Consider the following 14,993-nt stretch of genomic DNA (forward strand, 5'->3'; position numbering starts at 1 on the left):
TGTCGGGAGTAATATGCCTCATATAAAAGTGAATGATATTTCCATGTATTATGAGATGCATGGCAAGGGAGAGCCTATTGTTTTTATTGCTGGATTTAGTGTGGATCATGTTGCTTGGTTTGAGGTTGTTGAACGTCTTAAAGATAAATACCAGGTTATTTTATTCGACAATCGAGGTGTTGGGCAGACAGATGTCCCTGATGGCCCTTATTCTATAGAACAAATGACGGATGATGTGGCTGCTTTATGTTCTGCACTTGGTGTTCTTCAAGCTCATTTTGTTGGTAATTCAATGGGGGGATTTATCCTGCAATGCTTGGCTTATCGCTATCCAAAATTAGTTAAATCTGCAGTAATTAGTCATTCAGCAGCAAGATTACATAACGTTTTTCATATCTACCTTGATGCACAATTAGAGCTACTCAAAGCTTATGCCCCTCTTAAATCATTGCTTAAAGCCTCATGCAGTTGGGTTTATTCATATCAGTTTCTTACGCAACCTGGTGTACTTGAGAAAATAATCCAGCTTGGCTTTGAATATCCTTTTCCATTTACTGTTAAAGGATACGAAGGACAATATGCGGCGCTTAAGCAGTTTGATTCAAGGGATTGGATTGACAAAATCAATGTACCAGTGCTTGTATTGGGTTCGGATCAGGATTTAATTTTCAGTGAAAAAGATACGAAATCGCTTGCCGAAAAGATTCCTAAAGCACGTTATTATTGTTTTATGGAGTGCGGGCATCTACCTCAAATGGAATATCCAGAGCAATTCACTAAAATAGTATGCGAGTTTATTGAAAGTTTATAAATTTTATAAATTGGACCCAGGGTACAGCGAAGCGGAGGAGTGCTTTTATTCAAAATTACGAACCTGGGTTTCGCTACGCTGAACCCAGGATACAATAAATCAAAATTCAGTTTATTAAGAATCAGTATGCATTTCAGTAAAGTAGTGAATTTCTGGAATAATAATATTGCGGAATTTCTTGCCATTGAACAATCCATAATGTCCCACGCCTTCGGCAAGAAAATATTTTTTCATAGAATCAGGTAAATTTTTACATAAACTCAGAACCGACTTTGTTTGTCCTACTCCAGTAATATCATCTCGCTCACCTTCTATTGCCAGAATAGATGTGTTTTTTATATCCTGTAAGCGTACATTATGACCGCGCGATTTGTAACGACCCGTTGTTAACAGTTTTTCCTGAAATACGGTGTTTATTGTTTGCATGTAAAATTCAGCAGTCAGATCCATGGTTGAAAAATATTCAAGGTAAAATTTTATTATCTTGAAGGCGGCTTCTGTTTGATTGTCGGCGTAGCGATCAATTGCTTTTTGCAATGATTCCACATGACGCTGAAAATTCATACTCATAAAGCCTGCAAGTTGCATGAACCCAGGATATACAAGCCGCATGGCACCTGGAAAACGAGAAGGGACAATCGAGATCACATTTTGTTGAAACCAGTCATCTCCTCGTGAGGCTGCTAATTCGTTTACCGAAGTAGGTGATTGATTCGTATCAATTGGACCTCCAAGCAATATCGCTGTGCGAGGAAGATTGGGTGAATTATTAGTAGACATGAGCGCAACCGCTGCTAAAACAGGAACAGTTGGCTGGCAAACGGCCATAACGTTTAAGTTAGGTGCGAGTAAATTTAAATAAGAGATGATGTAATCAATGAAATCATCCAAATCAAATGAGCCTTCAATCAAGGGTACATCACGAGCGTTCTTCCAGTCAGTAATATAGACATCGTATAGAGGAAGTAAATTTCTAACCGTGTCCCTTAACAAGGTTGCATAGTGACCTGACATGGGCGCAACTACGAGTAATTTTGGCAAATTCAAATGTTCACCATTTACTTTTTTAAAGCGAATTAGATTACAAAAACTTTTTTTATTTATAAGTTCTTCTTGAACATCGTAATATTCATCTTTAATTTTGACTTCATTAATATCAAATTTGGGTTTGTCGTACACATTGGTAATTATGTGAAAAATATAGGAATAGCCAGATAGCCTGCGAAAATGACCCGAAGATGCTTCCAGCATCTTTTTCAATGCATTTTGCTCATCCGCTGAGATATAAGGAATGTTTACGGGTAAATTAATATTGTCAGAAATTCTGCGCAGACGTTTTGCTACATTGTCAAAATAATCTGAGTACGGTTGAAGTAAACGCATATTAAAATCATAGATATTGTATAGATTACGATTATCAAGAGGATTAAAAAACATTTACGTGCCTCGCATGTTTTAGGACGATGCAAACAGGATAGTGCATCGCAATACTAAATTAATATACGCAAAATTATAAAATAGCAAATCTTCCTAACACTGAGAATAATAATAATAGTCCCTGATTTCTTCTTGAATTAAAGTTGCTGGTATTCCTGCTTTAAATTGCACAATGAGCATTTGGGTACTGGCAAGACGTTGTTGAAGAAGAGTCACCAGATTATGCGAGTTTTTTTCAGGTTTGCCATAAAACTCAGCATTCAAGTGGGTTTTTAACTCATTGGCTTGTAAGGAAGAGTCTAAAGTGAATGCGTCATATGCTCGCATTAATGCCTCTTCCAATAAATGAGGATTTTGAGCCATATTTTTTTCTGCGGCAGTAATTGCCTGACAAAAGCCATCGAGCATGGAACGGCTAATTATATCCTCCCCAGACATATTGAATAAATCAGCAATAATTGTATGGGGTAAAAGAGGACCCACCAATTTATCAAAGGGTAGGGCATAACCATGGCGATAATGATCACGATAGTTCTGCCCAAAAAATGAGTGGCTGATTTTCATAATCGGGGAAAAACTGGGATCATCCAACGCCAGCGTATCTGCATGACGACCTTTATAACTCAGAATACCTGCGCAACCAAAATCAACAATTGCAGCTCGTTTGGTACCATCACTCTCCACACAATAGCCTGAGTTGAGTAATTTGGAATTTAATAAATCCCATAAATTAAAAACTAAAGCCACTGCATACAATTGACCAAGAATTTTTGCTTCTTCTAAAGAGAGTGATAAATTGACCCGCTTAGGCAAGTATTCTCGTTCAAATAATGGGTCTGTTTTGACTGCTTCTTTTTGTGACAAAAATTCAGAAAAACCATTGATGAATTTGGAGATGACGCCAATTGCTCCGTCCTTATCCACATGTAGATGGTTTTCCGGGACGACTAAAATACCCTCAAACATTTTTTTTGCCATGTGGGGAATCAATATCTCGAGGAAAGCACTTTCGAGTTTGATAGAGAAAATATGTTCCATGGTATTAAAAGAAGGATTCTTCAGTTCTTCTTGAGAAAGATAGCCTTTGAACACATCGTTCACAGTTAATGCATCAGGTTTTTTTATCAGATAATATGCACCATATTGGTCAGTTAATATTTTTTTTTCGGTGATTCCTTTAGATAAAGATGATGCAATTTTAGCGGGTAACACCTCTTTTTTTACTTCCCTAAGCTCGATATTATGAGGAAGCTTTGGCATGATTGTTCTCCCCAAAAAAATACAATGAGTTTGTCGTTATTAATTTTCAGGTTCATACTAAAGTAAAAAATTTTTTCTAATTTCCATCTTATTATACAACGCTAGAAAAGGGCATCATTTTGTTTTTAAAGCCAAGATCGGTAAATCGCATTCTGACTTGAATGCGATTTGTACCATGAACTATGAAGGACTAAGCCCCCATGTATTGACCACCATTAATATCCAGGTTAGAACCGGTGATGAATCCAGCTTCTTCGCCGACTAAAAAGGAAACTGCATTGGCAATTTCTTCTGGTTTACCAAGCCGCCCTACAGGAATACTGTTCGTGATCTTATCGAGGACTTCCTTTTTTAAAGTAGTTATCATCGATGTTTCAATATAACCAGGGGAAATGGTATTAACGGTGATCCCTTTATTTGCAACTTCCAAGGCCAAGCTCTTTGCAAACCCAAATAAAGCAGATTTTGTCGCAGCATAATTGCATTGACCAAATTGACCTTTTCGTCCATTAATTGATGAAATGCAAACAATTCGTCCATAATTTTTCTCAATCATAAAAGGTAGAACGTTACGTGTTATATTGAATGTACTTGTTAAATTCGCATCAATGACTTGTTGCCAATGGTGAGGTTCCATTTTTTTTAGGTTGACATCGCATGTAGCTCCAGCGTTATTGATTAAGATATCAATACGACCAAAACGCTCCATAATCGAATTAGTGATCGCTTCACAATCAGAAAAATTCACCAGATTTGCAAAGAGAATTTCGATATCATAACCTGATTTTTTTTGTAGCGTTTGCCACTGCAATACTTCATCATGTTTACCGTTTTTAAAGTAACATGCAATTACTTTATAATTCGTTGCAAGACGCCTGCAAATTGCAGTACCTATTCCTCCGGTTCCCCCCGTAACAACTGCTATCTTTCTCTCCATGCATGATTCTCCTGATGAAATTGGATATTACTTCCTTTTAATGCTAGATTAAGTGAGTTCGATATTATTCAAAATTTTATTGTACGATGACTAGTTAGCCTTTACCTTGGATGAAGCTGGGGTAAACCCTAAATTAGAAAAGTAAAAGTAGAGAAGTAGTTCAAATCACTTTGAGGAATCATTTTGTAATGAAGGAACTTCCCTGAATTATTTTGATCTTTCAATTTAGTATTATTTGAGCAAGGAAGTGAATATGGATTTTGCTAATGCAGCTGTTTTTGTAGTGGATGATGATCCAGAGATTTGCCAGTCATTTCGTTGGTTATTTGAGTCTGTTAATATTCCAGTGCACACTTATGAAAATGCCAAATCATTTCTTGATAGTTATGATTACATGCAAAAAGGGTGTTTGATTATCGATGTGCGGATGCCGCTTATGAGTGGTTTGGAATTGCTGGAGCATCTTAATGCATCAAGAAATCAGCTTTCGATAATCATGATCACAGGCTATGGTGATATTCCAATGGCTGTACGAGCGATGAAAGCTGGAGCTACAGATTTCATTCTTAAACCGGTAAATCACCAGCATTTACTAGAAATTACTCAAAAATGCCTCAAAAAAATGCAATCTCATTCGTTCCTGCAGCCTCAATCTGATTTTTATGAGCGCCTTGAGCGTTTGACCAAACGTGAGCGACAGGTTATGGATTTGGTTATTGAAGGAAAATTAAATAAACAAATAGCTCATATGCTTGATATATCTATATCTACAGTAGAAGTTCATCGCGCGAACGTTATGCGGAAAATGGAAACTAAGACTCTAGCTGAACTCATAAAAATTAATCTACTTCATTCGCTGGCTACAGAGAGCTTGGGTTCTTTAGTCGAAACTTCATGATTAGGCACTAGTCATATTAAGTTTCCTGAAAAAAAATACCTCAGATCGTTTAATCGATGCTATGGAGCTAGGCTCGCAAATCACCATAATGATAAAATAGTTCCTATATGGGTAAAAAGTGATATTATTTGTTTTTTTTAATATCAGGATTAAATTATGGCAAAATTTCCACATAAAACTCCTTTTGAACTTCGTCAATATTTTAAGCAACAAGACTTGCCTCAATTAATCAGAATTAACCGAGAATATGAACCTCATTTTGTTTGGATTGACAACAGACTTGATCAACATAATGATGCATTAAAGGTTGCAGAGGCACGTTTAGCTCAGCTTTTGGAAAGTAAACGAGCCCATGAACTAACATATGAACACGTCGTAGATGAGGAGACAGGATTTCAGCAAACTCTTGGTGGGGTTCTTTCTGATACGGATCAAACGGATCGATACCTTGGAAGACAAGCGGCTGGTTATTCTCCCATGACCTCTTATGATCTTAAGTCACAGTATTTATGTACTCAAATTTCACATGCTTCTGAACAAGTTAGTAGCCTGAATGAATGGATTGCAGATTTGAAGCAAAAGAAAACAGCTGCTGTTTGTGAGCTAAGAATTTTAAATCAGGTTATTGGAGAAAAAAAACGAGCTTTAGAAGTAGAAAAAACATGTACGGCCGGACCATCATGCTGAATCAGTAAGTCGCATCTTTATCGATGTTTATAAAATGAGACAAAGTATGTTAATCAAATACTTTGTCTCAAACTTCTCCCTCTGGAATTTTAAAAATAAGGACGAATCGCTACTCTAAATATCCTCAGTATAAATAAAATTGTTCTTCGCCTTATTCATTAAGATTTTAAATTGTTGTAAATGTTTCTCAGTTGTTGCTGAAGAGTGTAAAACAAATTCAGAAACACATAATGCAAATAAAAGCCTGCGTATATCCCAAATTGTTTCTTGAAAGATGTCGACTCGTTTTTTGGTTTCTTGGCTGATTTTAACTTCCAGTTTTAAGTTTTCAGAACTAATTGTAATGGGCGCACAATGTTTGATTACCTCACCACGTAATTTCTCAACAAAAAGAAATGTATTTATTTTTTGCTCTCGGCATTTGACTATTTGTTGCATCATATCGTTAAAAAAACTGTAAACCATCATTTGATGAAATAAATAAAGTTTTTGGGAGTAACGATAAGCTTGAAATAAAAAATAATCGCCAACTAAAACAATAAAGATACCAATTAAAGTACATGTACCGCGATTCAGCACCATTTCAAATGGACCCTCAGGTGAGTTTGCTTCAGTGGTCTGCGCTAATAGTAAAAAAACCATAAGAGTAATAAAAAAAACACTGATGTCGTAGCGTTTTGTATTTAATGATGAAACGGCGAGTCCAATGATGCTGATTATAAATAAGACGGGAATTAATCGATAATTCAACTGCATGAGATAAATTAGAGGAATTAGAATCAGCAAGGCAGCAAAAGTACCTCCAATGCGATGAATTGCCCTTCTGATAATAAAACCTGGCTCAATTCCTGCACTGATGACGATTACTGTGAGTAACACCCACCATTTATGAGGAATAGTTGTAAATAAGTAAATCCACATGGCAACCATAAACATGATTGTTAATTGCGTAAACCGCGCATAATCAAGTTTTTTCTTCAGTTTTGCCGCAGAAAGCATAATTTATTCCAATGGATAAACGCTTGTTGTAAACAACGAGCAATATGATGTTGTAATTTTGTTTGTGGCTCTATAGGAAGCGAGGGTGCTCCACAGGGTATATACGTTTTCATATTGTGTCTAAGCCAAAAGAGATTGTTTTTTACACCGTACCAAAATACCTCATTTTTTGTCTCGTAATATAAATTGTCTAACGCGTGTTGAATATTTCGTATGTTTACTCCCATACGATAAGTTTGCATTATATATTTTTTAGGAAGTAGCCGACGATAATTTCGGACCATTCCTAAATGGAGAATTTCCTCTCCTATAGGGCTTTTATTATTTTGATTTATAGCGGAATCAATATCTTCCTCGAGGTACTGAATGAATTTTTGCAGGGCTTTATTCCATACGATCAAATACATATTGGGGAAAATTCTCAAACTAATCAATGCAAAGGTCATCGATAATGTTGTTGATGAAATAAAACCGTATGCGACTTCAAGGTTGGCTGGTGGTTCAGCGCTTAAAACAACAGCTCCAGTCGATATAAGCAACATGGTTAGATTTTTCAAAGCATAGAAATATTTTAAAACGTAAAAATAGGTTACCGTTAAGACAAATATTGAGAAAAAGAAAAAAACACCGCGAAATGGAAAGACAAGATAATAGGATACGCTGATGAGAATGACTGCAGCAGTGATAAAAATCAGTAAGTGTTCTTTTTCTTTAAACGTCGAAAGTACAGGTGCTTCATAAAGGGCGACCAAAAAAAAGGGGGAGAAAAAAGCAAGGAAACTGACAGGTTGAAACAACCAATAGACATACACTTCTATAGTCGCAACAAAGAGGCATTTATAAAGAGTAATGCGTTGTAAGGCATAGGGATCCACTTCATCAAGCCATTGCTTAAACTTTGATATAGACATACGCACTTGTTCCAAGACGGAGCGGATAATGAGAATCAGGATCTGTGATGCGAATAATGACGGGAAGTCTTTGAGGTAATAAGATCCATTGATTTTCATTGATTACGTTTTGTAATTGAGTTCGATTATCTACCAATTGTCGATTAGCCGCCCAATAATCTGAATCAATTACGCCATGAAACATTTTTCTCCCCAGATACATTCTGGGAAATACCAATACTTCTGCACCCTTATGTACTTGCCCCAAATCTGTTTCATTAAAGTTTGCTTGAATGTAAATATCATCAGTATCCACTAAGGAAAATAGTGGTTGATTAATATTTACGGGTGTTCCGACGCTAAAAAATAAATTTTGGATAATTCCATTGGTTTGTGCATAAACTTCTGTTTGCTCCAAATTCACTTTGGCATTTTTTAATCGTGCATGCAGGGATTTAATTTCATTTTCTTGTGCTTTTATTTGATGTTGATCAATTTCCAATTGTTTTAAAGCCGCGTCCCATTTGTCTTTAGCGGCTTTTGTTTCTTGTTGTGAATTTTGTAAGGTGATGAGAGAAACCGATTTTAATAAATAACCTCTATAATATTTTTGATCATCCTGTTTGAGTTTGATGTAATTTTTTTGCTCGTTTTCACTGAGTTTGAGATCGCGTTCATAAGTAGTTTTTAACGCAGCTAATTTTGCTTGAGCACTCGCTAAATCGGCGCTAAGTTGTTCTACCGCATAGATATAGGGTTTTTGAAAGACAGTAAAAAGCTTTTGACCTTTTTTGACAACATCACCATTTTGCACATAAAGATTTGTAATATAGCCATTCGCAAGGGCTGCAACTGGACGTACATTATTGACGACAAATGCGTTATCAGTGAAAGGAAATAAAAAAGAAAAAATATAAATAATGGTTGTTGAAATGCCAATAAAAATGATGACATTGGTGATGGTGATCCAACGTTTTAGCCGAACAAATCCATTTTTAACACGTTCACGATATCTGAATAAATTTATCATAAAATCCAAATTACATTAAAATTATATATGTAGTTCATTGCTGTTCCCTGGCTACAATTCGTTCCAATAACTACTTTTTTCATAAGTCCTGAACTATTTTTTGTAAGCATATCCACCCGCTAAGTCTTGATACAAAATAATCAATGACATCGTGAGTTCCAACTTGGCTTGATTTGTTGACAGAGCCATGTTATCCAAATAAATTTTGCTTTGTAATAATTCTTTATAAGAAATTAATCCTGTTTTTAGCAATCCTTGCTGTAGTTTGTATTTACGACGATACTCTTTTTCCGCATGTAAATAAGCTATATATTTTTCATTCATACGTTTATTGGCAGAATAGTCAGTATCAACTTCCTTTAAAATACGTCGGACTGTTTTATTAAATTCAGCAATTTTTGCATTATAGGCACCTTTACGTGCTGCAATTTTTCCAAGGGAGCTGGGGGCAAGCGTCCAATTGACGTATGCATCAGTTGTTTCAGCAAAATTACTGCTTGGCAAATCTACTTCGCCTAGAAAGTCATCTAACTGCAATGCCGGGAAAAAATCACTATAGGCAACATTAATTGCCGCACGTGAGGCATTCAATGCATATTGAGCCATTTTCAAATCTGGACGATTATTTAATACTGTAGCGGGTAAGCTGCCCGGCTTAAAATGTGAAAAGTCTATTTGGGCAAAATTATTTTTATTTTTTATCCGGCCAGGGTTTTCATTGATCAAATAACGAAGAGCATTTTCACTGTACACAATATTATGCAAAGCAGGTTTAATCTGAGCTGCAATCAGCCGTTCATCCGATTGCAATTGAGCCAAATTAATTTCATTCTCTAAACCAATCTTGATTTCGCCCTTGCTCAATTCAATTAATGATTTTAAGTCATTGTCTAATTGCTGCAATAATCTTAATTGTTCTAATTGAGCGATTAAGGTGAAATACGCCGACGCGACCTGGCCAATTAATGTTAGACGCATTCCTTCAATGGCCGCGAGACGATATTGAACATTATATGTGGCCTCTTTCTGTTGGGTATAAAGTTTCATCATGTTCAGGAAATAGTAGGGCCACACCCCATAAAATGCACCGGGCGCTCCAAGTGCGGGGTTCGTGGAGTAGCCGGCAAATATTTGTACAAAAGGAATCCAACTGAGCTTGATTTGCCGCAATTCGCCTTGTGCTTGTTGTAAGTTTCCTATGGCAATATGAATATCCATGTTGTTGTTCAAGCCAGTCTTGATCAATTGATTCAATTCTACATCATGAAATTGTTGCCACCAAGCAATGTAAGGCAAATCATCTACAGGTTTATAATCTTTTGTACTGGAAGGAAATTTTTTAGGTGGTGAAGAGATTTGCTGTTCAATATTTTTATTGCAGCTTAACAAACCTGTTACTATTAACATCAAGAACAGTATTTTCTTCAACATGAAAAAATCATCGTATGGATTAGAAATATTTCTATCATTGTAATTAAATTGGTTTTATGTCGTTACCTATTTTCCTTATATTCCTTGAAATGATTAGGTTTAGTCAACCTTGCAGTTTAGTCTTTATTGACATGCAAAAGGGTTTTCTCTATATTTTGTTTAATCCACGCAAGTTGATGATTACATCTATTCTCGATTCCCTCCCGATTTGTAATGATTTATTCAACTTGTAGGGCGAGGGATACTTTAATTACTTTTGTTAAGGTATCTCTATGCTAAATCACTCTCAAATTTTAAGACACCAACCTATTTCAATTAATCTGGATAATTTTCCTGGAGGAGTAGCGGCGTGGGGTGCTTTACCGGCTGTGTTTGATTGCCATAATAAAAAATTTGATCGTGGTGTTCATGTTCATGCAAGAATGGCTGATTCGGGTAAAAAAATAATTGACCAATCCTACCCCGAAGTTGAAATAATCTGGCAAGAAAAAAGTATGATACTTACTGAGGCGTGTGCTTTAAGCTACACCATGAGTTCGATTTTTGATTTTGATATCGTTAGTTTGAATTGCTGTCATTGTGGGATGGAACTTCTCGATCAGAATTTGGCCTCCGTTCTCCCTTCGTTTGAACATTACTGTACCTTCTGTGGTGGTTCAACTTTAACCAGTAAGCGTTGTGTAGTGAATCCGGTGATTCGATTCAAAGAGATGCTTGATGATAAATTAGTAAAAAGGCCATCAATAATGCCGCAACGAAAAATAATCTTAGATCACACACAATATCCAGGTGGATTTCAGATTTGGGGATCGAACCCCTCGATTATTTGGACTGCAAAACGTTTGGAAGAAAGTGCAATTCATGTTCATGCTTATAATCGTGAAAAAAAGCGAGTCATTGATAACACGTATAGTGAAGTTTGGGTAAATGGGATGCTTCTGGATATTGAAATGGTGCGTATATTGCAAATACAAAAAGCAATTCCGGAACTTCGATTTTGTTTAACCAGCATCAACTGCCCTGGTTGTTCCCATGCGCATTTTGATAAGGAGCATCTGGCAGTAGTGCCTCACCAACAACACCAATGTGAACAATGTGATGCAGTTTTTACTACTCCCAAGAGTGTTATTAGTAATCCATCTACAACCATTTTAAATCAATTAACGTGTTTCACGGATAGGATATTAGAAAATGAATCAATGTGTAAAAACGATCTTTAAAGCCGGTGCATTAATTTTTGATGCACAGCATCGAGTTTTGGCAGTACATAAACGCGGAAAACCAGCAAATGAATACATCGTACCAGGAGGTAAGATTGAGCCTGGAGAAACTGATGAGGAGGCATTAAGAAGGGAATTATTGGAAGAATTAAACGTCAGGGTTTTATCGGTTACACCTTATGATGAATTTCAAGCAAAGGCCATTTATGAAGATGCATTATTAGTGATGCGCACCTATTTTGTTGATATTGAAAGAACTCCTGTTCCAGGAAATGAAATTGATCATTTTGTATGGTTAGATGCTCATTTCAAGACGAGTGGATACCAATTTGCTTCAATTTTAGGGCAACAGATTTTGCCACGATTACTTGCGGAAGGACATCTTGGTCTGACCTAAGGCTATTATTCACTCCAAGTTGAATCACTTAAATGTTCATCCATTGCTTTACCACAGGAGCGCATTCTTTTGAAAAATAACCGTTATGGCGTTTTAGCTAAAAATTCTTATTATAATCAATAGCATTTTGTTTCTCGATATTATCTGGTAGCTCTGCTCAAACCAGCCCACTTTGACTCTCAATTTTTAGTAGGTCGGGCAAACTTGCCCGACCAATATGGTTAGAAATTATAACTCTTCTCTTTTTCCTTTTCCTGCTCTTTTTCTTCACGCTTTCTTGTATTGTTGACATTAGTAGTGTTAATTGGATTGAAAAAAAACAATGTTTGAGTAGTAGTACAAGGTCTAGATACAGGTTGTTGATAAATATAACCAAATGTTGCCGCTTTGTTTTCTTTAGGCGGGGGGGCGATTCTCTTTTTGATCAGTTGTAATTCAGGAGCTAACTCATTGAGTAGGCTTATGTACATAGGACAAAGTGTTTGACTATCGAAAATAGTACGATTAATAATAGGACTGTCTGATTCAGAAGAAACGGCACTCATCATGATTGCATTATCATGTTCAACATAATTTCTTAATCGCTTTAAGTTTGAGTAATTCTTTTCTAAGAAACTGGTTTTTGGATAAGCATGTAATTGACGAATATTTTGCAAGTGTTGCACAAGCTGTCCAAAATTATACTCAAGAGCAGCACGCAATATGGGTTTAGCCAGCAGCCTTAAAGCAAGGATTTCTCCATGTTTTTGTAAAGGATAATTTAGCAAAATAGATAAGTCCTCGGTTAGAAATTCTCTCATGTTATCTAGTGCCTCTATGGCCGCATTAATCCTATCTAAAGGACTTAAAGTATGTCCTTCATCTTGGATTTTTATAGCACTTTCAACGATACTTCGAATAGTATCCAATCCCTTTACTTTGTTTTTTTTCTCTATTTCACGTTGTTTAGCCTCTTCCTGTATTTTCCTAAGCATTTCTTCACGCTGGCTTTTTTTTAGCTTAGGTGGACTTAATGCATTCCTCATGATCTGACTTAGCCTTGTAAAACTCTGTAAATCTTCTTTCTTTGTGGGGAAGTATGTTTGTCTGAATTGTCCTTCTTCTTTGGTGGTCAGAGGTGATTTTTCTTCACCCCGCAATATTTTGCACCACAAATCTTCTATTTCTTGTGGAGCATTCTTCTTTTTCAGAAAACCTATAAAAAATTCTTCATCTTCTTTGGACGTTAAGAGGGTTGTAACATTTCTTTTGGCTTGGGATGATGCAAATTGTTCCAGAGCTTTTTTTTCTTGTGCGTTATAAATATTTGACCAATGTTCTTGAGGGTTTCCTTCTAAAACAGAAGTTTTTTGTTCACGTAATAGCAAGTTATCCAATAATAGGATAATGAGTTCTTTTAATTCTGCCTTAAATATTTGCTTTAACTGGTTAGGGTCTTGAAGCAAAAGATCCACGACATATTTATTACTATCCTGATCCTGATGAACAATAATATTCCTTAAACTGACAAGATCTTCCCAAGAGACGGTCTCGTTATAGAAACTATAAAAGTTCTTTCCTGTTAGATATTCTCCTAGTTTTTGCAAATACCTTAAAGCGGCATGCCGACCTACTTTTGAAGATAAGTAAAGGAACGTATCTTTGTATTCATCTATCCTTGGTTTAGAATTTCTTGCTTTATCAATGGATTGATAAAGAAATGTCAACAAAGATAAAACATTTGTATACGTATTGGTATCTATTAGACGCTGTGTTAAAGCTTGTATATTAAGTAAAGAAACAGGTTGGATTAAACTATCAGGCCTTTTTGTATTTAATTCGGCCCTCATTTTTTCTATGCATTCCTTTAAAATCGGAAGGTCTTTCTCGATGATATCAGGCAGTGCGTGAACAAGAATATCACCATTATGAGCCAACTCATTAGTCAATCGGTTAAGCGCTGAAAAATAGGATTTCTTTTTTTCTTCGTCACTTGAACTAATAGAGCATAGGTATTCTGTGTTTATTAGCAAGAATTTTTCCCTGCTATCTTCCCCCATAAAGCCACCAAATTGCTCAAATGTTATCCAGGTGAAAGGCGCAGGAATAAATAATTTGTTGTATTTATTCAGGGTGTCATCAGACAAATGGTATAATGTTTGGCACATCTGCAAAAGAAGCTCTCTAGCCGAAGTAATTCCCCAGTTTTCAAGAACCTTTGTATGAAACTCATCCAATTCAATATCCACAGGGGCCACAAAACCCTTTTTGCCGCGATATTTTAAAAGAAAATTAATGATTAAAAGAACATGCTCTAATTGTTTAAGATCGCGAGGAATATCTTGGGTTCCTTTTACTTTATGTCCAAATTTCAAGGCTTCATTCCAAGAGAAAAGTAAGTCAACGTCGTCATCATCGTAGGATGAGGTAAAATGTATTTCCAAAAAATCCCTTGCGGACTCAATTTCCTGTGGATTGTTCAGTCTATCTTCTATGCTAAGAGGTGTTTGTTGTGGAATAACAGATGAGGCTTTCTGAAATAACTTAAAATTTACCTCTTTTCGTAAATTAGAAACTGCCCGAACTATGGATTTACTTGTAAAATAAAATTCAGACTCTTCTATGGGTTTCAGCAACTTTAAAGCTGCTTGGTAATTTCTCTTTTTTGTCAATGAAAGAGCCTCTTTGTATGTTCGACCCGCTTCATTATTGCTTTTAGCCAACTTAGTTAACTCTTCAACGATTTTTTGATGCCGCAGATTGGAAGAGTTTGTTTCTTTCTTTGTAAACATAATATGAATCACCGAATTATTTTTAAAAAAGTATAACCTTTAATAAAATCCTTAAGAATTGCCTCTGGCAATACTTATGTTTCCATTCTACTTTCTTAAGACACTGCCGCTAAGTTAACAAACGTGCGGCCATACCTGTTAAGCGAGAATGACATACAACCTTGACTGATAAATTTTCTTCAACAATACTGGATTTGCCAGCGATTAAGGATCTTGGAAAGGTAT

Annotated in this window: 13 protein-coding genes; 5 read left to right on the forward strand and 8 right to left on the reverse strand. The window is 36.0% G+C overall.

Translation table 11 applies throughout. The features are described from left to right. Positions 1-13 precede the first annotated feature (13 nt). Positions 14-811 carry an alpha/beta fold hydrolase gene (locus ELY20_RS05625; protein ID WP_110143884.1) on the forward strand — a complete coding sequence of 266 codons (798 nt, stop codon included), beginning with the start codon at positions 14-16 and terminating at the stop codon, positions 809-811. A 114-nt stretch (positions 812-925) separates the two neighbouring features. Here the strand turns inward: ELY20_RS05625 and phaZ are convergent, their stop codons facing one another. From phaZ to phbB, 3 genes are all read right to left on the reverse strand, one after another. Then, positions 926-2,248, reverse strand: a complete 1,323-nt coding sequence (phaZ, locus tag ELY20_RS05630) for a polyhydroxyalkanoate depolymerase (RefSeq protein ID WP_110143883.1) — start codon at positions 2,246-2,248, stop codon at positions 926-928. A 93-nt stretch (positions 2,249-2,341) separates the two neighbouring features. Next, positions 2,342-3,508, reverse strand: coding sequence for a hypothetical protein (locus tag ELY20_RS05635; RefSeq protein WP_110143882.1), 1,167 nt, complete (start codon positions 3,506-3,508; stop codon positions 2,342-2,344). Positions 3,509-3,698: 190 nt separating this feature from the next. Next, on the reverse strand, positions 3,699-4,445 hold the full coding sequence (gene phbB / locus ELY20_RS05640) for an acetoacetyl-CoA reductase (RefSeq protein WP_110143881.1): 747 nt from the start codon (positions 4,443-4,445) through the stop codon (positions 3,699-3,701). A gap of 253 nt (positions 4,446-4,698) precedes the next feature. On the opposite strand from phbB, the gene ELY20_RS05645 reads away from it, so the two are divergent. Together ELY20_RS05645 and ELY20_RS05650 are read left to right on the forward strand one after the other, a co-directional pair. Next, the gene (locus ELY20_RS05645) at positions 4,699-5,343 is read left to right on the forward strand and encodes a response regulator transcription factor (protein ID WP_110143880.1); all 645 of its coding nucleotides are present in this window, start codon (positions 4,699-4,701) and stop codon (positions 5,341-5,343) included. A gap of 156 nt (positions 5,344-5,499) precedes the next feature. Continuing rightward, positions 5,500-6,030 carry a hypothetical protein gene (locus ELY20_RS05650; RefSeq protein WP_110143879.1) on the forward strand — a complete coding sequence of 177 codons (531 nt, stop codon included), beginning with the start codon at positions 5,500-5,502 and terminating at the stop codon, positions 6,028-6,030. A 114-nt stretch (positions 6,031-6,144) separates the two neighbouring features. Here ELY20_RS05650 and ELY20_RS05655 read toward each other — a convergent pair whose 3' ends face one another. The 4 genes from ELY20_RS05655 to ELY20_RS05670 form a co-directional block, all read right to left on the reverse strand. Beyond that, a complete protein-coding gene (locus tag ELY20_RS05655) occupies positions 6,145-7,029 on the reverse strand; it encodes an FUSC family protein (RefSeq protein WP_110143878.1) in 885 nt (294 codons plus the stop codon). Next, positions 7,008-7,940 carry a hypothetical protein gene (locus ELY20_RS05660; RefSeq protein ID WP_110143877.1) on the reverse strand — a complete coding sequence of 311 codons (933 nt, stop codon included), beginning with the start codon at positions 7,938-7,940 and terminating at the stop codon, positions 7,008-7,010. Before ELY20_RS05660 ends, ELY20_RS05655 begins: the two co-directional genes overlap by 22 nt. Continuing rightward, the gene (locus ELY20_RS05665) at positions 7,921-8,949 is read right to left on the reverse strand and encodes an HlyD family secretion protein (RefSeq protein ID WP_126955646.1); all 1,029 of its coding nucleotides are present in this window, start codon (positions 8,947-8,949) and stop codon (positions 7,921-7,923) included. Before ELY20_RS05665 ends, ELY20_RS05660 begins: the two co-directional genes overlap by 20 nt. A gap of 93 nt (positions 8,950-9,042) precedes the next feature. Further along, positions 9,043-10,380, reverse strand: coding sequence for a TolC family protein (locus ELY20_RS05670; RefSeq protein WP_110143876.1), 1,338 nt, complete (start codon positions 10,378-10,380; stop codon positions 9,043-9,045). A 272-nt stretch (positions 10,381-10,652) separates the two neighbouring features. Here ELY20_RS05670 and ELY20_RS05675 point away from each other — a divergent pair, with 272 nt between their 5' ends. Further along, positions 10,653-11,600, forward strand: coding sequence for a hypothetical protein (locus ELY20_RS05675; protein WP_110143875.1), 948 nt, complete (start codon positions 10,653-10,655; stop codon positions 11,598-11,600). After that, positions 11,572-11,997 (forward strand): NUDIX hydrolase, encoded by a 426-nt coding sequence (locus ELY20_RS05680; protein WP_126955647.1) that lies wholly within the window; start codon positions 11,572-11,574, stop codon positions 11,995-11,997. The genes ELY20_RS05675 and ELY20_RS05680 overlap by 29 nt, the downstream gene beginning before the upstream one ends. A 221-nt stretch (positions 11,998-12,218) precedes the next feature. Here ELY20_RS05680 and ELY20_RS05685 read toward each other — a convergent pair whose 3' ends face one another. Continuing rightward, the gene (locus ELY20_RS05685) at positions 12,219-14,768 is read right to left on the reverse strand and encodes a hypothetical protein (RefSeq protein WP_110143873.1); all 2,550 of its coding nucleotides are present in this window, start codon (positions 14,766-14,768) and stop codon (positions 12,219-12,221) included. Positions 14,769-14,993 lie beyond the last annotated feature (225 nt).

Origin of the sequence: Legionella qingyii (assembly GCF_003990155.1) — a bacterium.
Classification (GTDB): domain Bacteria; phylum Pseudomonadota; class Gammaproteobacteria; order Legionellales; family Legionellaceae; genus Legionella; species Legionella qingyii.